The organism is Myxococcus sp. CA039A (assembly GCF_013336645.1).
GTDB lineage: Bacteria > Myxococcota > Myxococcia > Myxococcales > Myxococcaceae > Myxococcus > Myxococcus llanfairpwllgwyngyllgogerychwyrndrobwllllantysiliogogogochensis.
The window spans coordinates 1-23,194 of the sequence record NZ_JABUMQ010000173.1 but is presented as its reverse complement, the minus strand read 5'-3'; the positions used below and the strand labels follow the sequence as shown (position 1 = coordinate 23,194).

The 23,194-nt window shown below is 63.5% G+C and carries 3 protein-coding genes; all 3 read left to right on the top strand.

What is annotated here, in order from left to right; genetic code table 11:
• Positions 1 to 769: signal peptide peptidase SppA (sppA, locus tag HR086_RS26830; RefSeq protein WP_174467053.1), on the top strand; the 769-nt coding region annotated here is incomplete at its 5' end.
• Positions 770 to 1,606: 837 nt separating this feature from the next.
• On the top strand, positions 1,607 to 18,082 hold the full coding sequence (locus HR086_RS26825) for a CARDB domain-containing protein (RefSeq protein WP_174467052.1): 16,476 nt from the start codon (positions 1,607 to 1,609) through the stop codon (positions 18,080 to 18,082).
• Positions 18,083 to 18,555: 473 nt separating this feature from the next.
• Positions 18,556 to 23,194 (top strand): transglutaminase domain-containing protein (locus HR086_RS26820; RefSeq protein ID WP_174467051.1); only part of this gene is annotated, 4,639 nt, incomplete at its 3' end.

Genomic DNA, 23,194 nt, shown 5'->3' with positions numbered 1-23,194 from the left:
GTCGAAGGCGGTGCTGCTGTATGTGAACAGCCCGGGTGGGGCGGCGATTGCTTCCGAGCAGATTCTGGAGGCGGTCCAGCGGGTGGCGCGCAAGAAGCCGGTGATCGCATACATGGACCGGGTGTGCGCCAGTGCGGGCTACATGGTGGCGCTGGGGGCGAAGGAGCTGTGGAGTGCCCCGCACGCGGTGGTGGGGTCCATTGGCGTGTTCGCGGGCAAGTTCGACACGTCCGGGCTGATGAACCTGCTGGGCATCCACAAGACTTTGATTACGCGGGGAGCGAACGCGGGGTTGTTGTCGTTCTCCCGGAGCTTCACGGATGGAGAGCGGGCGGCGCTCGAGGCGGACATCGAGGAGATGTACCAGTCCTTCCTGGGGCACGTGGCGAAGGCGCGGGGGCGGACGAAGGAAGAGATCCACGCGCTGGCGGAGGGCCGGGTGTACTCGGGCCTGCGCGCGAAGGACGCGGGCCTGGTGGACAAGATTGGTGGGTTCGAGGAGGCGTGCCGGTACGCGTTGTCCCTGGCGAAAGTCGCGCCTGGGGACTTCGAGCTGAAGACGTATGGGGCCGCGGAGCGACGGATGTCGGTGCTGCGGTTGTTGATGGGTGCGGCTCAACCCCAGACGTATTCACTGTGCCCAGTGTCGTGGAATCTGGCCGGGCAGGAGCGTGCGACGTTGGCTTCGCTGGCGGATGAGACGCGGTGGGGCTCGTGGCTGCGGGAGTTGGTGCGTGAGTTTCGTGGCGAAGGAGAACACGAGCGCTGACGGGGTTACTGAGAACTACCCTCACCATCCACAGGGGAATTCACCTGGTTTGCTTCCGGGAGATCGGCATGAGTGACCAGGTCTTCGATGGTGATATCCGTCGTGCCCTAGCCCGAGTTGGCGCTGGTGAGCGGCTGCTGTGTCCCAAGTGTGGGGCAGTCCTGATTGTCGCAGCTCGTCTTGAGGCCGCGAATGCCGCGTCCGTGCATCCCGGGATACATTGTCCAACCGACCGAAAACATGTTGGGGTGTTGTTTAATCTCAGCGCTACTCGGCGGTTGCTCGATGGAATTGGTGAGTAACGAGGCCGGCTTTCGTCCGATGTCCCGGTTGCGGGCGGGCCTTCAGTCTGAGGGACTCCGCGCGATGGACGGGCGCGAGCCATCTGACATTCGGCCAGCGCATCCGGTTTGAGGGGCTGACGAGCCTCCGCGGACGAATGCGCGGCGAGTGCTGCAGTGGGCTGAGCCCCGCGTTCTCATGTCCTGGCCTGAATCGGCTGGTGGTCGCTATGGCCAGGCCATCTCCAGGAGATACTACGAGTAGGGCCCACTGCGCTCAGCTCTCAACAGACGAGACCAGCGCCTGCGAAGCACAGTCCATAGCTGGCTACCTCATCTACGGTCCGGTTCCATGCGGATGGTTGAAGCACAAAGCCTCCCCTCCGCGTGCGGGTCGTTAATTCCGGTCTAGCTGGATAATGCCGATATGACGCGCATTGCCTGAGTTGATCTCGCTGGCTTGGAAATTGTAAGCCCACGCTCCCGACTGTCATGAAGGCGACGATGCTCGGGCGGTTGTGAGCAACGCATTGTGGGCGGTCTCAGGAGAGGGTGGATGCGTCGGACTCGGCTTGTGGAGTTCCTGTCTCAGATGGGGCGGCTTTGGGCGGTACTGGTGGTGGGGCTTTTGCCGGCGCTCTCATGGGCCTCCAGCCAGATCACCATCCTTCAGCATGATGGCTCGCCGTATGGCGAGGCCGACCCCGCCGCGCGGGCGCGGGTTGCGAGAAAGTTCTTCGAGACCCACGCGGATGCGTACGACTTCCTGGTGGTGCTACCCACGTTCGACGTCAACCTGGGGCAGGATATCGCGGGACGTCACCTCTTCGTCCGCAATGCAGTCCAGGGGATTGGCGTTCCCCTGTTCGACGGTGGCGCCGAGTATGGAAGTCTCGCGCGACTGAAGGGATACGTCGATCTTCGTGGGCTGAGTCCCGACTCGCAGGGATCCACCGTGGAGTCTGTGTCCGCACTCCTGGCACACGAAGTGCTGCATCAATGGAGTGGGCGCGTTGCCTATCTCGATCCTGAGACGCAAGTCCACAGAATGGACCTCGTGGGGCGAGAGGGGTCCCACTGGAGCTTCTTCCTCGATTCGGAGGCCTCCGTCCTCTATGGCAGTGATTGGGTCCAGGCGTCCTCGGGGACCTTTGCCGCAGTGCATTCGCGCGCCCGATATTCGGCCCTCGACCTATACCTCATGGGGTTGATGGGGCCGGAAGAAGTGGGGCCGTTGACGCTGCTCAGCCCTGGTCAAGATGTTTCCCAGGTAGCCACGGATCTACCGCCGCCCGATGGAACCAGCATCGAGGCCTCTGCCCGCGTTCTCTCCATCTCGGACGTGGTCGGGGCTGAAGGGCCGCGCCTTCCTTCGGTGGAATCATCTCAGCGGGCTTTTCGCGCGGCCTTCGTGGTCCTGACTCCTCCAGGACAGCAGGCGACGCCACAGCAGGTGGCTTTCGTGGAAGGGCTGCGGCGGTCCTTTAGCAACAGCTTCTTCTTCCTGACGCGCGGACGCGCGGTCTTCGAGACTGAGCTCGTCGAGAACTCCTCACCACCGGGAACCACCGCGCCCAGTCTCCAGCGCGGCCTCGACTTCTTGATGGATCGGCAGGATGCCGCAGGCTCCTGGACCGGAAGCAACGGAACCCGGTGGAGAGACACCCAACTGGCGCTCGATGCCTTGACGCTCAGTGGTGTGACTCCGCGTATCACGGCGTCCCTGGAACTAGGGGGCGACTTCCTGGCGGCCACGATAGGGACAGGCGTCGATGATTCCTCGCGCAAGGTGCTCGGGCTGATCGCGGCCCGTGAAACTCCGCAGGTGCTCCAGCCCGCGCTCGCAACCCTCATTGCGCAGCTCGGGGCGCCGGGCGACGGCGTAGGGTTGGCATCTGGCTTTTCACCCACGGTCATTGATTCCGTGCTCGCAGCCCGCGCCTTGCATGAAGCGGGAACAATGGGGTCGCAGCTCTCCGCCCTGACGGAATTCGTCCTGGCCCGCCAGGGAGGCGACGGTGGCTGGCCTCTGGTGACAGGCGGTCCTGGCAATGTGGGGGTGACCGCTCTGGCCATGGACTTGCTCGCGCGACTCCCGAGGTCTCCCGCCACGTACTCCGCTGCAAGCCGAGGCGGCGCATTCTTCGAGAGCCGTCGTCACCAGGGCGGGCTCTATGGAGACGAACATCCTTCGGTCATGGCGACTGCCCAGGTGATTCTGGCACTGCATTCCTGGTCACGGCTCCCATCCGCGGAAGCCGTCGCGCTCGCCGGGACGCTCATGGCACGTCAGGGGAATGATGGAGGCTGGGAGTCGTCGGTCCCCACGTCAGCCTGGGTCATTCAGGCCATCCGGAGGGTCCGCACGCCCAATCTCTCGCTTTCCCCGTTGGACGTGACGCTGTCAGCGACCACGGTGGTGGAAGGCGAGGGCGTCCTGGCGACAGTGTCGGTGCATAACTTTGGTGGCACGAGGGTGGAGGATGCGCAGGTTCAGGCATTCGACGCGAATGGCTTGCCCCTCGGAACTCCGAAGATTCTCTCTGGAATCGAGGCGGGCGGTACCGGGACGGTTGTTCTCACCGTCGATACGACAGGCCACGCGGGGGACTCTCAGTTCTTTGTGGTCGCGGATGCCCCGCAACTCGTCGACGAGAGCCGTGAGGATGACAATCGTGTCTCGGTTCCTCTGAGCATCGCGCCGGCACCCGTGCTTCCTGACCTGACCGTGGTAGTGGGGAGCCTTACGACTGTTCCCGATGTGATCGGCCGCTTGCCAGTCAACTTGTCAGCGAGCGCCACGTTGAAGAACCTCGGCATTGCGAATGTGGACTCGGTGGAAGTGGCTTTGGTTGTCCAAGGGACAGCCATTGCGACGACAATGATATCACTGGCGGGGCAGTCGTCGGTTCCCATCACCTTGACGGGAAGTGTCACCCACGTTTCGGCGGCAGCCGCTGTGTCCTTGGTGGTGGACCCCCGCAATTTGTTCGCGGAAGCGAACGAGGGGAACAACACAGACGTACGCCAGGTCCCTGTTACACCGAGTCTCGACCTGGGGGTGATCAACCTGGCGGTCAGCCCCTTGCAGGTGCAGCAGGGACAGGACGCGTCGATTTCATTCCGAGTGGCGAACGCGGGCACGGTCGACGCCGCTGGCACGACGATTCAAATTTCCATCGAGACTTCCACGGGGACGCAGATCGCGGTCCTGCCCTCACATGTGATGACCGTACCCTCGGGTGGAGCAGTACAGCGAGGGGTGTCGTGGCGAGCCAACCTTGCGGGGAGTCTCGTCGTGCGAGTTCGCGCTCTAGCGGGTCCACAACTTCCGGTGGATGGCAATCCCGCCGATAACGTCGCCACAGCGGGACTCATCGTTGAGCCATCGACCCTCGCCAACCTCGATGTTCCCCTGGATGGCCTCTCATTGTCCCCCCAGCGGCCGCTTCAGGGCAGGCAGGCGACCGCCACGGTGGTGGTCCGCAACAGCGGGGCTTCGCAAGCGGGGCCGTTCTTTGTCGACTTCCATCTGGGAACCGTGGGCGGAGCGGATTCGCGCTTCTCGCGGGTGGAAGTGGCGTCGGTGGCTCCAGGTGGAAGTCATTCCGTTTCGGCCCCCTTTGCCGTCGAATCCTCGGAGCAGGCCGCCGTGCGGGTGGAACTCGATGCGGACGAACAGATCCCGGAGGCGGATGAGATTGATAACCGGGTGGTGCAGTTCTTCAGTCCCGTGCCGTTCGCGGACCTGGTGATTGTCGACGCTGACATCCAGCCGAATCCCCTGTTTCCTCGCGAAGGCATGGACGCCCCTGTGACGGTGTCCGTCTTGAACGCTGGCGGGCAGGACGCTCAAGGGGGGGTGCTCGACCTGTACCTGGGAGCTCCGGGAACCACTGGAACCCTCATCGGAAGTCAGCTGCTGACGATGGTGGCTGCGGGAGCGCGCGCGGAGGTCACGATCCCCTGGAACACGGCGCAGTTGACCGGGGAGCAATATCTGACCGCAGCGGTGAACGCCTCGCGAAGTGTGACGGAGAGCCGGCACGACAACAATCATGCGACCCGGAAAATTCACGTCCAGAACGCCGCGCTCGCGCTCTCAAATCCCTTCTTCTCTCCGAACAAGGATGGAGTGAAGGACACAACCAATTTAAGCTACCGATTGGCCGAGGCCGCGGAGGTCAAGGTAGAGATCCGAGATGAGTCCGGGGGGATCGTTCGAACAATCGAGGTAGGCGCGGCGCTGATTGGAATTGCCACGTGGGATGGACGTGACGCGAACGGCCTGAGTGTGCGTGACGGAGCCTACCAATTGGCTGTCCGCGCCAAGGCTGCTTCCGGAAGCCTGACAGACATCGGTACGATGGTCGCTGTTGTCGACACGAATCGAAGTCTCTTGGAGGCTGTCTCTCGACCCGAGTACCTCGTCAATACGTCGCTGAAATTTGACTACACTTCGCCCGGAACGTCCTTGGATGCACGAACGGGAGGTCTCGCGATTGCCCCTGATGATTCAGGCACATACTTCGTCGGGCAACGACTCTCCAATCCGGAAACCCGGTGCAGCTTCTACTTTCAGCCCCTGGAGGGGGGCAAGCCTCAACGGATATCCTCTGAATGGGACTGCGTGGCGAGAGGCGTATCTGATGTCTTTCCCACGCCCGATGGTTTGAGTCTGATCTTCACGGCATGGGCGTATGGGTGCGCATCGGAAGTTTCCTACTGCAAGGATATCAGGCTTTTTGATCTGGTGACTCATGAGGAACGGGTGGTGGCCACATCAATTCCTGGAAGAATGGTCGCCTCCCTGGGCTTCAGTAATGAGAGAGTTCAGTTCAGTCTCGACGGGCGTCAGGTTGTTTTCCAGTCGCTCTCGAAATTTGCATTTGATGAGACTCGGCGTTTGGTGGAAGTGATTGACCTGACAGGAGAGAATCGAAGGATCCTTCTGGATGATTCGACTTATGGGCCGAAATCGATAGCAAGCGAAGTCGCGCTTTCGCCGGACGGAAATCGGCTCGCTGTATTGTTGGATCGGAAATTCAATGACCCTACTCTCTCGGATGTTGTGGTCATGGTCGAGATGGAGCAAGGGAATCATAAGATATTGAGTCCCTATGCTAGCGACGCTCGTGGGGTCGGGGGAATTCGGCTCAATTCTCTACTGGCATGGGTTTCCAATGAAGAGATCTCATTCGCGGATTCTGATGCCGGAATTCTTGCGGTCCATCGAGACACTGGGAAACACCGGACGCTCTTTCGACCAGGAAATGGTGATGGTGGCGCGCCACTATTCTGGTCGCAGCCACTTGCAGCAGCAGGTGATGGGACCACTCTTTATCTTGAGCGGAAGTCGGCATCTGGGACTCCGCAGATCTGGGCGGTTCCCGTGTCAGGTGGAACGGCACGCCCAGTTGTCTCCTTTGACTCTTCTTCTAATGTGCAGTGGATTGAAGATGTCCGCCTGTCCCCACGAGGCAGTGTCTTGGGGGTCACCTATCAAAGCTATGTCTCGCATGACCGACACCGTGTAGTTTCCTCACTTGATAACCTGGGCGTACGTCTTGTCGCGACCCGGAAGAGTGGCATGCCGTTCCTCACGATTCAGGGGACGGCGGTGGACAAGAACTTCGAGTCCTATGAAGTGGCGATTCGGCGCATGCCCGAAGGCAGCTCCGTCGTCATCGGGCGCTCCACCCAATCAGTGCTGAATGGTACTCTGGCCGAGTGGGCTCCGCCGGCGCCGGGGAACTACGAAGTCGTCCTGACGGCGAGGGATAAGGCCGGCAACATAAAGACCCGCAAGACGCAGGCCTCGTGGGCAAGTACGCCGTTGCTCGCGAATCTCTGGCGTGAGCCGGAATTCATCTCTCCCAACGGGGATGGGGTGCAAGAAGTCTCGATGCTGCATTACACCACGACAGCTCCGCTCACCTCCCGCTTCGAGTTTGTGTCATCGGAAGGAGATGTGGTCCGGAATCTCTCGATGACGCACTCCGAGGCGGGTGATTACTCCCTCGCTTGGGATGGCAGGGATGACGTGGGCACCTACGTGGCCGACGGTGTGTATACCGCTCGCGCGGAAGGCTCCTCACTAAGCTTCATCGTGGATACGACGCCGCCCCAGTTGCGACTGAGCTTCAGCGACGACGTTCCAGATGGGGCCTCCCCTCCAGAGGTTCCCCCGGTATTCACCCGTGGGTTCGTCACGGCCGTGACACAGCTGGAAGGCACGCAAGTCTCGGTTCCCGTGGTGTTCCTTCAGTCGAGCTGGCGCGCCGAGGATCCCCATCTCTCGAGGTGGGCGTTCGAGCAGCGGGCCGCCCTGAGCAGTGATGACTTCACCACGGTAGCCTCTGGAGAATCTTCGGCGACGACAGGGCGCTGGTGGCGGTTGCCACCCGTCCGTGGGCAGGCCCTTCGTCTGCGAGCGTGGGACAAGGCAGGTAACCAGAGCGACCTCCCTCCACGCTTGATTCCTGAGAGACTGTTTGTCACCGCGTTGGGAGACGCTTCTCTGGTGGACGTGGACAAGGGGGGGCTTGTGTTCGAGGGGCGCCAGATCCCTCGTCTCGATTTGCTGGCACCGTTGGTGGATGCGCTGGGTCGGTCGCAGGTCTTCGCGTTCGAGCCACGACACTATGCCTTCGCGCTCGACCACACTTCAGATAGTCCGTTGGTCAGCTACGCTATCGAGTACACGCATCGGTTGAGTGGTGTCGTTCGTCGCGACACCCAGAACGTGGGCACATTGGGCGAGTCGGTGGTTGTATGGGACGCACGTGCTGTTCCCATGGGACCCTACACCGTCACCGTGGAGGCAACTGCGGCGGATGGTCAGACCTTCCGAGCCAGCGTCGCGTTCGAAACGAAGCTATCCAGCTTGGCTGTCTGCACGGCCTATGAGAACAGCCAGGAGTCCTCCAAGGTTTCCCTGACGATTCTCCCGGCGGCTTTGCCCCTCCTTGAGCCCGGAGCGACAGTTGCGTTCTTCGCTCCGGCCGCGCAGCAACCGGAGCAGACCTACTCCTTCGCCTCGGCGAAACCTCTGTTCAATCCAGACGGCTCCACGGTCCTGGCGGTTCAGCTCGATACCTCCTCGCTCACGAGCTGTGAGTACCGTGCGGTCTTCCGCGGCCGATCGGTGCTTGGACAGCGTCTGGATTCGGAGGAGCTGGTCAACATCTGCGGCGCGTTCCTCAAAGACTCATCGGTGACGGGGACGCAGGTCGCGCTGAGCCTGGCGGAAAACTTCCGGCGGCCCATTTCGTCGATGGAGGTCTATCTCCAGGCGGATGGAAGCTCGACTTGGGGGAAGATGGGCGCGCTGGGACCGTTCAATGGCGTGGCGCCTCTCCTGACGCTCGCAGGGAACACACCCCTGGCTTGTACAGCGCAGAAGATTCGCGTCGTGACCCGGTTCGCGGATGGGGGCGCGCCTGTTGACTCGTCCTCGCGCTCCACCAGCACATGTACGGAGGCCACGCTCAAGGTGCCTTGTACGCAGGTGTCTGTCGCGTCCGTCGTGAGATTGGGCGAGCGGGCAGCAGCCTGTATCACCCAGGACCCGGTGTACTCCGTAACGCTCAAGGCGTCAGCGGAGGGTGGGGCAAAGATCGAGGAACTCGCGGCCTGGGTGAAGCCGCATTCTTCCTCAGCGGTGGCTCCAGTGCTGCTCAGCCCGTTCACTCCAGCGGCCAAGGTCGAGGTTACGGGCACGTTTTCGACGGAGGGGATGCCGGCAGGGCGCTACAATGTCCTGGCCACGGCCAAGGACAGTCGGGGCGCGACGGCGAGGGATGTCCATGAGTCTGTCTCCGCGCTGGTAGACAGGCAGCCGCCGGTCACCCGGTTGGATTCGCCCGCCGCGCAGGCCCTGGTTTGCCCCGTGCCTACGAGGGATGCTGCGGGCCGCCTGCGGCCGATGATCGAAGTCACAGGCAGCATCGAGGACAACCTGCTGGAAGGATATGCCGTCCTCATGGGACCAGCGGGTGAGCCCCTGACGCAGCGAGCGAGCCAGTTTTTCGCCCTGCCGAAAGAGCGCGTCGTGTCGGGGCCGCTCGCGAAGGTGGATGTCGGAGGATTGCCCTCGGGTGACTACGAGATGCGGCTCAGTGCGTGGGAGGCAAGTGGAAGCAGCCACTGTTCTCCCTCCACGACCTTCCGCTTCCTGGCGGGGGTAGAGATCGAGCAGTTCACTGCCGACAGGGATTTCGTCGCTCCGGATCAGGGGGGCACGACTCTTCACGCAGCGCTGACCGAATCCGCCCAGGTGAAGGTGACGGTGGCCCGGCTCAACGGCAGCGTGGAGGGAGAAGGGCTTGGCGCCATTTTCGAAGGCACGCTCAGCCAGGGCCTCAGCGACATCGAATGGGATGGTCGAGGACCAGCCGGAAGTGCCTTGTTGGATGGTGACTATCTGTTGCGCCTGACAGCTCTGAATTCCTGTGGCGCGGAGAGCACGAAAACCCTCCGACTCCGCGTCGATGGGCAGATGCCCGTGGCGCGCGTTGATGCCCCGACCGCGAACAGCAGTGTCAAGGGAACCGTGATGGTTCTGGGAGAGGCGCGCGACACGAACTTCCGCGATTACGAACTTTCGATCGGGGAAGGTCTGTCGCCGACGACCTTTACCGTCGTAAGGACTTCGCGCGTCCCTGCCACTGAATCGCTGGGAGCAGTCGATACGGCGCGGCTTCCACCCGGGCCGCATACCCTCCGTCTGGTGGTTCGGGATACCGCGGGTCATTCGTCCACGGCGTTGGTGACAGTGGATGTGGAGAGCCGTGGCGTGCTGGGAGGGTTCTCTCTTTCGAACGTTGTGGTGTCTCCGAATGGCGATGGTGTCCACGACTCCACCCAGGCTTCGTTTCGACTGCTGACTCCGGCCACGGTGCGGATGGAGGTCGTTGACAGCGGGGACCAGGTGGTGAGAATTCCTCTCGCGTCCTCGGCGCGCGGAACGGGGGAGCACACTGTTTTGCTGGAGGGCTCGGGCCTCCAACTGCTTCCTGACGGTCCCTATCGCGTGCGCATGGTGGCGAGCGCGGGAAGCGTCGTCGAAGAAGCTGAGGCGCCGCTGGCGCTGGATTCAGAACTCCCGCTCGTGGAGTTGGCGACACCGCTCGCGGGGACGTTCGTCCGGGGAACGGTGGACGTAGTTGGCACCATTCACGATGAGCACTTGATTGAATGGAGTGTCGTCCACGGTGCTCCCTCTGGGTCGACCCTCGTGGCGTCAGGGCTGGCGCCGGTCGATGGGAAGATCTTGGCGCTCAACGGCTTGGTGGAGGGTTCACACTCGTTGACAGTGCGCGCCACCGACGCCGCGGGCAACACGAGAGAGCAGGTCGTCTCGTTTGCAGTGGATGTCTCCAGGCCCAGGGTGGCTTTCACCTCGCCTGGAGAGGGAGCGTTCCTCACTGGCCTGAACGGTCTGGTGCCCATCACCGTCGACGTAGAGGAGTCACATCTGCGGCGGCTCACGTTGGAAGCGCTGTCCCCTGGTGGCCCCGCTTCGCGGATGCTCGCGTCTTGGTCGGAGGTCCCCGGCGACGGCATCGTGCTTCGATGGGACGTAGGAGAGGAAGAGGATGGCGACGTCACGCTCGTGCTGAAGGCGGAGGACCTGGCGGGGAACACTGCGGAGAGCCAGATTGCGGTCACGCTCGACAGTACTCAGCCCGTTGCGCACATCCTCTCGTCGCGCGATGGCACGGCGCCCACGGAGTGGAAGGTCACTGGCACTGCCACGGACACACACCTGTACGAGTACTCCGTTGCGCTCGCCAACGGTCCTCCTTCCTCGTCCAGTCGGTATGTCATCCTGGTGAACGGGAAGACCTCTGTCATCAGTGGCGCGCTAGCGACCCTCTCCGCTGCTCCCGCTGACGGTCACTATTCCTTGCGGCTTCGGGTCACGGACAGGGCTGGGAACGAAGCCGAGGAGTTCGCGGATCTGATCATCGACGAGACTCCTCCCCTGGCGCCCACGGGCCTTGTCGTCGAAGTGCGACAGCCTCGGAGTGTGGCGCTTTCCTGGAGTGCCAGCAGTGATTCTGACCTGGCAGGTTATCGCGTGCTCCGGGGGAAGGGGGGCGATTCACTGACTCCCCTGGGCACCGGGCTCATCACGGGGACGACGTACCTCGACGAGGCGCTTCAGCCCTCCGAATACCGCTATGCAGTCGTCGCGGTGGATACCGCCTCTCTCCAGAGCCAGCCTTCTTCTGAAGTCGCGGTGGATATGGCTCCGCCTGTCGTGGCCATCCACTCTCCTGCGGATGGAGCAATCGTTGCAGGCAAGCTAGAGGTGCGCGGGCAGGCATTCAGCCGAATGGATTTCCACGAGTATCGCCTCTCGGTAGGGGCAGGTGCGTCGCCTACCGTGTTCGTCCAGGTGGCTCGCGGTAGCGCTCCGACAGTGGCCGGTTGGCTGGGCACATGGGATGCGAGCATGTTGCCGCACGGTTCACAGCAGACGCTCCGGTTGGAAGCGGAGGATACAGCCGGAAACGTGAGTGAGACCCGGGTGGTGGTGCAGGTGGACAACGTAGCGCCGTCCGCACCGCTGCTCGTCTCCGCAGTCGCGACAGGCACCACAGCGGACGTCCAGTGGGCGGCGAACCCGGAGACGGACCTCGCGGGCTATCTGCTCTTCGCCAATGGAGCGTTGGCGAATGCTCCCGAGGGCGTCTCCCCTGGAGACTTCAGTGTGTACATGCTCTCCGCTGAAACGCTGAGGTACATCGACGCGGGGTTGCCCGATGGGACCACCACGTACCAGTTGTATGCCGTGGATACCGTTGGAAATCTCAGTGATCCGTCGGCGGTAAGGACGGTTTCCGTGGAGACACGGGCTCCTGTAGCCAGGGTGGCGAGCCCCACGCATCTGAGTCGAGTTGCTGGCCGCGTGATGGCATGGGCTGAGACCGCGGACTTGGATGTGGCGCGGGTGCAGTGGGAGATCCGCCCAGCCGGGCAGGCAACATTTCTGTCAGCCGGGACCGCCGCGACGCAGTTCCCGTATTCCGTGATGTTGGATCCGTCGCAATTCACTGCATCGGTGCTGGAACTGCGCGCGGTGGCCACGGATGCCAGTGGCAATGTGGATCCGGCGCCGTCGTCAATCTTCATCTTCCATGCGCCTGAGCTTGCTCCACCCGGGGTGGTGGCGCGCACGGATGGCAATGCAGTCAACCTCTCCTGGTTGGACGGCAACGGAGCGGGGCAGGTTCTGGGCTTCGACGTGCGTCGCGCCGGGACGTCGATTCTTCCCGTCCCGCCGAGGCCGGTGGCAGTGGCGTCGGCCAGCAGCACCGCTGTCGGCACCAGTCCTTCCGCTGCGTATGACAGCAATGTGTCCACGGCCTGGCGACCTGGGGCTTCGCTGCCACAAATCTGGGAAATGGACTTCCCGTCTCCGCAACCCTTGGAGACCGTGACGTTGAAGCTCTCAGCGAACCTCACTGTGCGGGTGTTCGTGAAGATGCTGGGAGCCTGGGTTCCCGTGGGACCGGAGGTCTTGGCCACGAGCTCCGAGCTCACCGTGGCTCTTCCCCAAGTTCTCGCCGCCGAAGGTGTGCGAGTCCAACTCGTCCGAACGACCTCTTCTTCCATACATCTAGCGGAGGTCAGCGCTGGCCTGGCACGTCTGACGACCGCGCACGCCATCGTCGATCCGAATCGGACGATGGGAGTCCATCCGTATCAGGTGTCAGCGGTGAGCAACTGGGGCCAGCGGGCCGATGGTACAGGACAGGCTCGCGTCTATCAGCCGTCGCTGCGGTTTCCCTCGCAGACTCACGTCGCGACCCAGACAACTCGACTGGAAGGATACGGCGCTGAAGCTGGGGCGGCGGTCACTCTCCTGAGAGGAGGTGCAAGCGTGGCGGAGGTGCACGCTGACGCTGCTGGAGTCTTCTTCGTGGATGTACCGCTCGAGATGGGGAGCAATGTCTTCTCGGCAGTGGCCCAGGATGCTGCGGGCAACCGAAGCATGGTGTCCGAGACAGTGAGTGTGGTCCGTGTTGCGCTTCCCACGGCGGCCATCTTGCTGTCGCCTGCGCAAGTGATGGGCGCGGACGTATCCATGGCATTCTCCGTCGCAGGGGAACTGAGCGATGTCGGCAGCCTCGAAGTGTGGCGTTCCTCTGGTGAAGGCGACGCCGAACGCGTGGCAAGCCTTTCAGTGGAGACTCGTGCGCATACAGACCCGCGTGTGCGCAACGGCACATATTCCTACACGGTCGTGGCTGTGAGTCTGGATGGCTTCCTGGGTACGCCGTCCAATGCAGTGTCCGCTACGGTGGATGTTCCGTTGCTTGCTCCGCCCGAAGGGCTCGTCATCACCGCGCCAGCATCCGGGTCCGCGCTGGAGTTGCGCTGGACCTACTCAAGCAATGGTGCGGAGCGCTTCCGTGTTGAGCGCGCCTCGGCGCAGAGTGGTCCTTTCGAAATGATTTCGGAGGACTCTCGCCTGTCCGGTCCTCCTTCCTATTTGGACAGGGGGCTGACGAATGGGACGCGCTACTACTACCGGGTGATGGCGATCGATGCTGCTGGAAACCGCAGCGCGCCTTCTTCCGTGGCATCAGGAGCCCCCGTGGATACGCAGGTGCCGGAGGCGCCGCGCCTGCTTCAGCCCACGGTTCCTGGCGCCCCCATTGTCGTCTCTGAGATGGTCACCCGTGTGCAGGGAACCGCGGAACCCCTTTCGCTTGTGTCGCTCTATCGTGGAGCAACGCTGGTGGGCAGAACCCAGGCGAGTCCCATCCGGCTACGGCTCGAGGACGTGCCCTTGTCCCTCTCGCGAAGGGGAACTCCATCGCTGTCGCCCGATGGCCAGCGCGTGGCATACGTCTATCTGAGTGGCAGCCCTTCTCGAGGAGTCGCGGTCGAGCACTTGGAGACTGGCACCGTGGTGAGCGCGACACTCGAGGGGGTGAGCTTCCAGGGAACGCCCGTCTTCTCTCCAGATGGGACCAGGGTGGTCGCCGAAGGAACCTCTTCGGAGGGAACCCAGATCTACATCATGGGGATCGCGAGCGCGGTTCTCCAGCCCGTCCTGGAAGCCTACTCGGGCGAGGACGCGTCGCCGGTCTGGGCGCCGGATGGTTCACGGCTGGTCGTGCGGCGATTGGACGAGACCGGCTATGGCAGCCTGCGCATCTTCGATCTCGCTACTGGCGCACAGCACGCCCTGCCTTCGCAAGAGTCGGAGGATTTCCTGTCGGCGCTGTGGCTACCTGATGGACGCCGCCTCGTCGCGGTTGTCGTGGACAGTCAAGGGATTCACCACCTGCGACGCTTCGATACGGTCGACAACTCGTTTGTCGACCTGTTCAGTGCCGAGAGCATCCTGACGCGGCTGGCGTTGTCCCCCACGGGGCGGGAAGTGGCCGTTCCGTTCTACGACGCAGACTACCAGTCCATGGCACTGACGCTCGTGAGCGTGGAAGGTGGCCCCAACCTCGGGCGGCGCATGCCAGATGCGGAGCCCGCCGACATGCCGGTCTTCACCTCGGGCGGAGCCTTTCTCGTCTACCCGCAAGGTGCATACCTTTATCGCCAGGCCATCGACGGTGGAACGCGGGAGCGCATGGGAACCATGAGCTCGCGTCTGCTGATGGGGTCTGGTGAGCAGTTGGTGGCCGCGTCGGGTTCCACGAGTCCACGCGTTTCGAAGGTTCAATTCGTCGGTTCGTTTGCGTTCGATGACATTTTCTTGGAGGCCGGCGACAACTTCCTCTCGGCGGTGGCGGAGGATGCTGCCGGGACGCGGAGCGACTTCTCGCCATCCATCGAGGTGCGCTTCGAGCCTGACGCCGTGGCGGACCTCTCCGTCGCGGCGGTCCTCCAACCCAGCCTGCCCATGGCCACGGATGTCGCGTATGCCGTCGTCACCCTCTCGAACGAGGGGACTGCGATGGCAGAGGCCCCCTTGGTGGCGGTGACCGTGGTCACGAAGGACGGTGCTTTGCGTCCTTCACCCCTCACTCGTCTGAGTCAGCCCCTGGCTCCAGGTGGGTCGGCCATCGTCCTCGTCCCTGTCGACGTCAACGGGCTCTCCGGACCACAGCAGTTGAACGTCGTGGTGGACCCGGGGCAGGAGATCCTGGAGCTTCATCGCGACAACAATGCGTTGGTGGTGCCGTTCCTGGTTGCTGAAACCTCCGAACCCATCATCTCCGTGGTGCTGGATGGGACCTCCGTCCAGGTGAATGGACAGCGCACGGCGACGGTGACCCTTGCGAACCCGGGAGCCCCCTTGTTCGGCGAGGTCCACGTAGACCTCATCGGAGCAGATGGGCATCTGGTCCTTCCTTTGGGAACCTCGGAAGTCATCGCTCCACTTCCGAGTGGAGAAGTGCGGACCTTCACGCGAGTGGTCGCGGTGGGAACGTTGCTCGCGGGTGATTATGGAGTCCGGGCTTCGTTGTGGCGCAATGGTTCCCTGGTGGCGGACGACGCGGTGGCCCTCGAAGTCCTTCCGGAGCGCACTGCCAATGTGTCTGTGAGCATGTCGCGGAGTCGCTATCGCACAGGCGAGAAGGCCGAGGTCAACTCCCAGGTGACGAGCAGCTCGCGAAACAGCTTCTTGAACGGCGCAGTGAGCGTGGTGACGCTGCGAAACACCGACGGATCGTTCCTCGCGCAGTGGAGTTCCGCGCTTCCCATGCTGCTTTCGGGGCAGAGCGAGACGCGCATCACGGAGATCGAAACGGGAGTGCTCGTGCCTGGGGCGTATGTGGTGACGAGCGAGGTGCATCTCGGCACCGAGGTGCTCGCGCAGGCTCAAGCGAGCTTCACCATGGAAGGTCGGCCGGTGCTCGTGGGGCTGTTGTCCATCGCAGGGCATCCAGGAGCCCAGCCCGTCTTTCGAATGGGCGAGCAGGCGACGGTCGATGTGTTTCTGGAGAACCGCGGCACGGCGAGTGAAGGTGAGGGAGTGGTGCGATTGGTCTCCACGCGTCCCGACGGAACACTTCAGACGATCTCGACATGGCCGCTCTCGATGCTCCCACCGGGTGGACAGTGGACGCGCCTGAGCCAGTTCTCCACGGCAGGCTGGCCGCTGGGGCTGCATGGGCTGGTATTGCTGGTCGAGCGTCCAGTGGATGGGACCGAGGTCCTGGCTCGACTCACGCTGCAGGTCCTGGACGGTGGCGCACCGAGGCTGACGCTCCTCAACCTGACGGACGGTATGTATGTGGGCGAGAGGGTGAGCGCGCGGATTCGTGCGCTCGATGACGCCTCGGGTGTGGCATCCGTCCGCGTGAATGGCAGCGGGGTGACCACCGTCCTGGCATCGCCTGTGTCTGGTAACGCGCTGGACGGTATTTGGGGCGCCGACGTGCTCCTTCCCACGGAGGGGCCACATTCCCTCGTGTTCAGTGCGGCGGATCTGGGGGGCAATGATGGACGCATCCTGGCCTCGCTCGACAACCCCGTAAGCATCACTGTCATCCGAGATACCCAGGGGCCGGTGCTGACTGTTTCCGGTGTCCCTGGTGCGGTTCCGGTGCATGGACCTGTCGTGCCCGTGTTCTCCGCGGCGGATCCTCACCTTGCTTCGGTGGATGCCACACTCAATGGCGTGACGATTGCTTCGGGAACTCCAGTGTCAACAGACGGCGCCTATGAACTTGAGGTGTCCGCCCGTGACAGGGCTGGGAACACGGTACAGGCACTGCATCGCTTCACCATCGACTCGTTGCCGCCGCGCATTGTCCTGGGCGGCGTACAGGATGGCGCCTTCGTCCGACAGGACATCACGCCGACACTCGAAGTGACTGACTCTCACCTGGACACGACCAGTGTGACGGCGACGCTGGATGGGCAGCCGTTCACGCTGGGTACCTCCATTTCAGACGAGGCCGCCCACACGTTGCTGGCCCGGGCCCGGGATTTCGCTGCCAACGTCACGGAGTCTCAGATCACCTTCACCCTCGACAAGACGCCGCCGGCCATCCAGGTTTCAGGCGTATCCGACGGAGCCTCGGCGGAGTCCTTCACCATCCAGTTCATGGCGACGGACGCCAACCTGGATGCGAACTCCCTCCGGGCAACCATGGATGGCACACCGTTCCTTAGCGGGGGGGACGTGAACACGGAGGGGGCACATGTCCTCCAGGTGCAGGTGTCCGACCTCGCAGGGAATTCGACGATCAAGCTCGTTTCCTTCACCGTGGTCACGGTCGTCGCCACTGATCCGCTGATGCCATCCTTTACGTATGCGGTCTGCTCCGTTCAGGACACGGTGGTGTTTGGGAATGCTCAGGTGGTGGGGCCGTCGATGGGAGACAAGGCCTCGGTGGCCGCCAACAGCCTGGCGTACGTTGGCCAGTTCTCCTTCGTGTCAGGCGACCTTGTGGGTGGATACTCCGCCGTTGTGGAGGAAGGCACGCTGGCCGGCTCGCTCTACTACGGCGAGGGCTATGCCATCGGTGATTTCGCCACGGTGCTGGGCGGTGTCCATGCCATCACGCCTTCTCCAACGCCGTGCTACTGCGGCTATGACGTGCTGACGAAGCTGGAGCAGGCGAGCCTGGAGAATGACAACACTCGCCTGGCCGCATTTCCCGGAAGCAGCGCGTGGTGGGTGAATGGATCGTTTGAGCTGAATGGAGCGCAGGTGGTGCTGCCCTCGGGGCGCTTCCATGCGGACCACCTCCAGCTCACGGGGGGCGCGACGCTGTCGGCCGCGCCCGGGGCGAACGTGTTGATCTTCGTGGCCCACGACGTGGTGGTCCAGGACGGCTCGACGCTGGGATCGAGTCCCGGTGCCGCACATCCCTTGACGCTGGTGATGGGGGCACACGATGTCGATGGGGATCTGGTGGAGATCGACAATGCGGACGATGCCTCCCTCCGGCTCTACGCCCCTAGAGCGAACATCCTTCTGTCTGGTGATACGACGTTGTACGGCGCCCTGATGGGCAAGACGGTTGAGTTGTCGGGGGCGCAGCGGGTGGTGTTGAAGCCCGGACCCCAGGTTTCTCCGCCTCCTCTCTTCTGCGAATAGCTCACGACACCATGTTCAATATGTCTTTGAGGGCCCCTGTGGTGCTCGTTCTCACGGCTATTCTGTTGGCACTCCCGGTCTCTGCGTCGGGCCTGAGTGCCACCCCGAAGCAGGCTCACTCCGTCGTGACGCCGGCAGTGTGGGGCCGTGCCCGCGAACTCGCGGGAGTCAGCTCCGCGAAAGTGCAGGCGGTAGACACGGTGCCGTTGCTGATCGTCACCCCACCAGTACCTGCATCCATCGACTGGGCCGGGGTGAAGGCTCGGACCGATGAGGTCGAACGCCGCGCGCGCCTGCATGCGGAAGAGACTCGGCCGCATGCCCTCGGTTCCGAGTTGTCGAGGGATCTGGAGATGGCCGTGTCGCGGATGGGGGCTCCGCCCGGCTTCTGGCCGCGAGTCCTCCACTTTCCCGGCGTACCGACTGAATCAGAGTCCTCCGCCCGTCAGGAGGCCTCGCTGGCCCTTGGGCGGATGGAGAAGTCCCTCACGGAGAACCACCAGGACACCTTGCTGCGATTGTCCGAAGTGGAGAAGGGCCTGACGGCCGCGAAAGCGACGTTGGGGGCTCGGGTGCGAGAGCACCGAGTCGCGCTCGACGCCCGTGTGGCGCCCACGCTTGAAGCGGTTCGCGACCTCCGTGAGTCTTTGTCCTCGTCGCGCGCGTCATTCTGGGAGCGCTGTTCCGCATATATCCGTCAGCGGTGGTACTCCGATGAGACCACACGGCTGGCGGAGCTTCACGAAGAGCTGAAGGGGTGGGGTGCGCTTCGGTCAGCGCCCGTGCTGGGCTCGGAGCTGACCTACGTCGAGGGGGGACTTGCACGGACCGAGCTTTCCTCTGAGGAAGAGGTGCCAGCGTTCCTGGCGGGGGCCGTGGTGCTTCCCGCGCTGGAAGACACGACGCAGGGCCAGGAAGTGGAGCTCTCGGCGGAGGTGACGGCGCGCGCGGAGGAGTTGGTGACCGCGAAGGCCGCGTACGACTTCGTCAAGAACGAGTTCGACCTCGACTGGTATCAGGGCTCGCTCAAGGGCTCGACCGAGACGCTGCGACAGAAGCGAGGGAATGATTCGGACCTGTCCTCGTTGTTGATTGCCCTCTTGCGCGCTCAGGGAACTCCCGCCCGCTATGTGCGAGGGACCGTCAAGTTGACGCTCCCTAAGCTGGCGGATCTGATGGGGCTGCTCACGGTCGCGGACGTGGATGCGCTGTACGGCACCGAAGCGAGCGCGTTCCGCCTGCCAGAGGCCGTGGAGCAAAAAGTTCTCCAGGCGCTCTCGGCAGCGGGGATTCCTTTCGAACCCATCTCAGGTGGAGGGCGAGTGGTCGCGGTGAAGGTCTCGCATGTCTGGGTAGAGGCCTGGCTCCCCTATGGCGACTACCGGGGTGTGGGGCAGGGAGGGGGTACTCGGCAGTGGATTGCGTTGGATGCCTCCATTCCGGGGGGGGCGAAATATGCGGCGACGCCCCCCTCAATAGACGTCCTGGAGGCCATGGGGGTAGGACCGGAGGTGTTCACGGCGGGCTACCTGGCACAGAGCGGCTCACTTTCGCCGCTCGAATTCTACCGCGCGAAGGTGGGTGAATTCCTCGCGGCGCGACAGCCCGCCGCTCCCTACGAAGCAGCACTGCGCACGGTACAGCGTCGCGCGGAGGAGCTGCCGCTCCTGCCAGGCTCGCTGCCGTATGAAGTCGTGTCCGTGCAAGATGAGTCCGCGTTTCTACCGGATGTCGCACGGCAACGCCTCCGAGTGACGGCGTCCGACAACGCAGGTGTCTTTCTGGATGTGACGCTCCCGCTACATCAGGTGGCTGGGCATCGCACCGTGCTCACCTATCAGCCGGCCACGCCCGAGGATGAGCTGGTGGTCCACCGTCACGGTGGTCTCTATCGTGCACCTGCCTCGGTGGTGCGGGTGCTCCCCCAGCTCCGCGTGGATGGGAAGCAGAAGGCCCTGGGCACCCGGGCTGTGGGCCTGGGCGTCGAGCACACCTGGACCCTTGAGTTGATATTGCCGGACGGGACGATACGGCGGTTGGAGAATCGCATCATCGCCGGCAATTTGGTGGCCGTGGGAGTGGGAAGCCCTGGCAGTGCGTACTCTCCCGTGTTGCTTGGCGTTGACGACCCGGCCGATGGCGTCGCGCCGCGTTTCCTCTACGAGCGTGCCGCTGCCTATGTGAATGCCTGGACGGCGGGGGAGCGTGAGCTGGCGAGGCTGCTTCAAGTGGTACCCATCCACCCCACGGCGAGCGTGGTGCTCGTGCAGAATCAGCTCGAAGTCGAGCAGGTCTTGGGCGTGCCTCAGCGACTCCTCTGGAAGGGGCTGGAGGTGGATGCGGACCTGCGCACCATGACCCCCCTTGAGCTTGTTCCGGGGCGAGGCAAGGCACTCTTCCGGATGGCCGGATATGAGGGCAGCTTCCAGGAAGCGCGAGTGTTGTCAGAGGGCACGCAGGAAGACGCGGTGGCCGCGGCCACGGTGCTTCAACGGGCGCGGGCGCAGGGCCTGGACGTCCTCTCCATTACTCCCACGAATGGCGCGGCGCAGCTCGCCCGGCTTTCAGCGACGCCGGAAGTTCGCAGGGATGTCGAGGACATGGTGGCCCGGGGCTGGGAGGTGCTCATTCCAGAGGTGCCCCTCCAACTCGGGGACTGGGAGGGAACGGGCTACATCACGCGCAATCCACTCACGGAAGAAGGTGGTTATTTCTTGTCGGGTCGTCTGTCTGGAGGACAGACCATTGTTTCTCCCGGGGCCTGGCGGGACGCCGCGCTGGTGGAGCAGTTGGAGGGGCCGGATGCGCCCCAGTCGACCGATGACACGTCGCAGATCGCCCATCTCGTGAAGGTCGCGGCAACGGACTTCCAGGAGGTGGAGGTGGGAACACCTGGAACGATGCCTGTGGCGGTCTATGTCACCACGGCGGAAGGCGTTCCTGTCAGCGAGGCATCCGTCACCTTCCGGGCGCATCAGCGATTCAGCAAGGCCGTGCCGCGCTTTTCCACGCTGGCGTCGCCGCAGACGCCACTGCCGGCGGTCACCGTGAAGACGGACAAGATGGGGCGGGCCCGCGTCTTCGTCCATCCCGATACGGACATTCGCAAGTGGGCCATCGAGAGGCCCGTGGCGCCAACAGGAGCCCTGTCGTCCCCCGCGTCCCAACTCTGGGGCTTGAACGAAGTGATGGCTGAGACGACGAACGGGGACGTCACCCTTGTTCTCTCGAGCCCGTTCACTGTTCTGGGCCGTCCCGGACCCTTGACGCGAATCGAACTCGACGAGTCAATTCGTATCGATAGCGCGATTGCCGGCATTGAGACGGTCACAGCCCTGCGAGTCTTTTCCGTGGACAGGCATGGCAACCCGCTGGCCAACGTGAGTGTGACGTGGGCGGGAGCGCCCGGCACCGGGCGGTTCTTCAATCCCTTCGCCGTGCCTCCTGGCCAGATGCAGCGATTGGACTCGCCAGCGGTCACACCGGTGCTCACGCTCCCGTCTCCGACACTTGGCGAGGTGATCGCGGGCTATGTCCCGGGCCCTGTCGCGGGTGACTACACCGTAACGGCAACCGCACAGTCCTCGAGTGGCCCGGTGAGTGCGACCTATGTCGTCAAGACGCTGTTGCCGGCCTCTTCAACCAATCACATGCGGTACGCCCTGAGTCTGAAGACGCTGGGGACGAACTTCAATGGGGTGTTTGGCGGGGACTTCCCCGAGCCCCTGGTTGCCCAGGTGTTGCGGTCGCCCGAAGGGGAGGTTGCCTGGCAAGCGGTGAGGGGCGACGAGCCCGATATCGCGAGCGTCCAGGTCACCTTCCGAGTCGCGTCCCAGACGGCCACATTGTCCGAGTGGACCGTTACCCCACAGGAGATCAGCACCACTGGGGGAGGGATCGACGACGAGGAGCACGTGGTCTTCTGGCCAAAGTATCTCGTGCCCAATGGGCGACAGTACATCCACGTGAAGCCGTCCGTCGTGGAGCGCACGGAGACGGGGGCCACGCCCGTATCCGTGAGTCCCTCGAGCGTCGTTTACTGGTTTCAGTCCATGGAGGCCAACGTGCGGGCGTATGTCGATGCCTCCGCGGGCGATCCCACTGACAGTCCCTGCAGTGGAGCAGCTGTCGATGATGGGATCGCCCACCTCTCGGTGACCAATCCGGCTGGGTATCCCGTTTATGTGCGCTTGATCGAAAAGCCGGCTATCGCCGGAGAGAGGCTCGTGGTGGAAGGTGCGCTCTCGGGGCTGCCTCGGCTCCCCGGGGACTCCGCGCTCATCACTCTCCTACCGAGCTCGCTAAGTGCCCTCAGGCTTCCTCTGACGCCCGGCACTCACGGAGGCGAGATTCGCGCCGAGGTGCATGCCGTGCGCTACAGCATCTCCAACACCGCGACGGACGTCGTCGCGAAAGGAACGCTTCGCCTCGCACCTGCGGGAAGCCGCTTGCTGGCCAATGGGGGCGAACTGGGAGCGAAGGTCATCCTTCCCGTTCGGAACTTCGAAACAGCGGCGACGCCGACTGGATCCGAGTTGGTGTCAGCGACGGCGACAGAGCGCCCCATCCTGGTTCCCGCGCGTTTGGAGTTCTGCGCGGGGGATGAGGGCGACGTGTCCGTCACCTCGGGCAGTACCTTGTTGAGTCGGGGGCGGCTTGTCCGGAACACGGAAGGATTGTTGGAGGTTCAGCCCCTGGACTCGAACGTTCCGATTCCCGAGTTGGTAGCGGGGACGGGAGTGCTGCGTCTCCAGGTGCCGCCGGGAGACCCTGCGGGCCAGGAGGTGCGCATCGACTTCCTGCCACGGGCCACGCCAGAGCAGACTCAGACGCAGCGCCTCTTGCTGAAGACGGCGGTGGACGACGCGGGTGTGCTGCCGGTGGGCCACACGTTCGTCAAGGACGTCAGCGTGGTGGATGGACACCTGACCAAGCAGTTCGCGGACCTGCGGGTGTCGGGACGTGGCCCGGCCTTGGCTTTCACGCGGAGCTACAGCAACCAGGGCTTCGAAGCAGGCCCCCTGGGGCGAGGTTGGACGCACAGCTACCGTAGCTTTGTCCTCTTCGATGGGCGCGGCGACGAGTTCCGCTACATGGTGGTGGGGGGGGAGG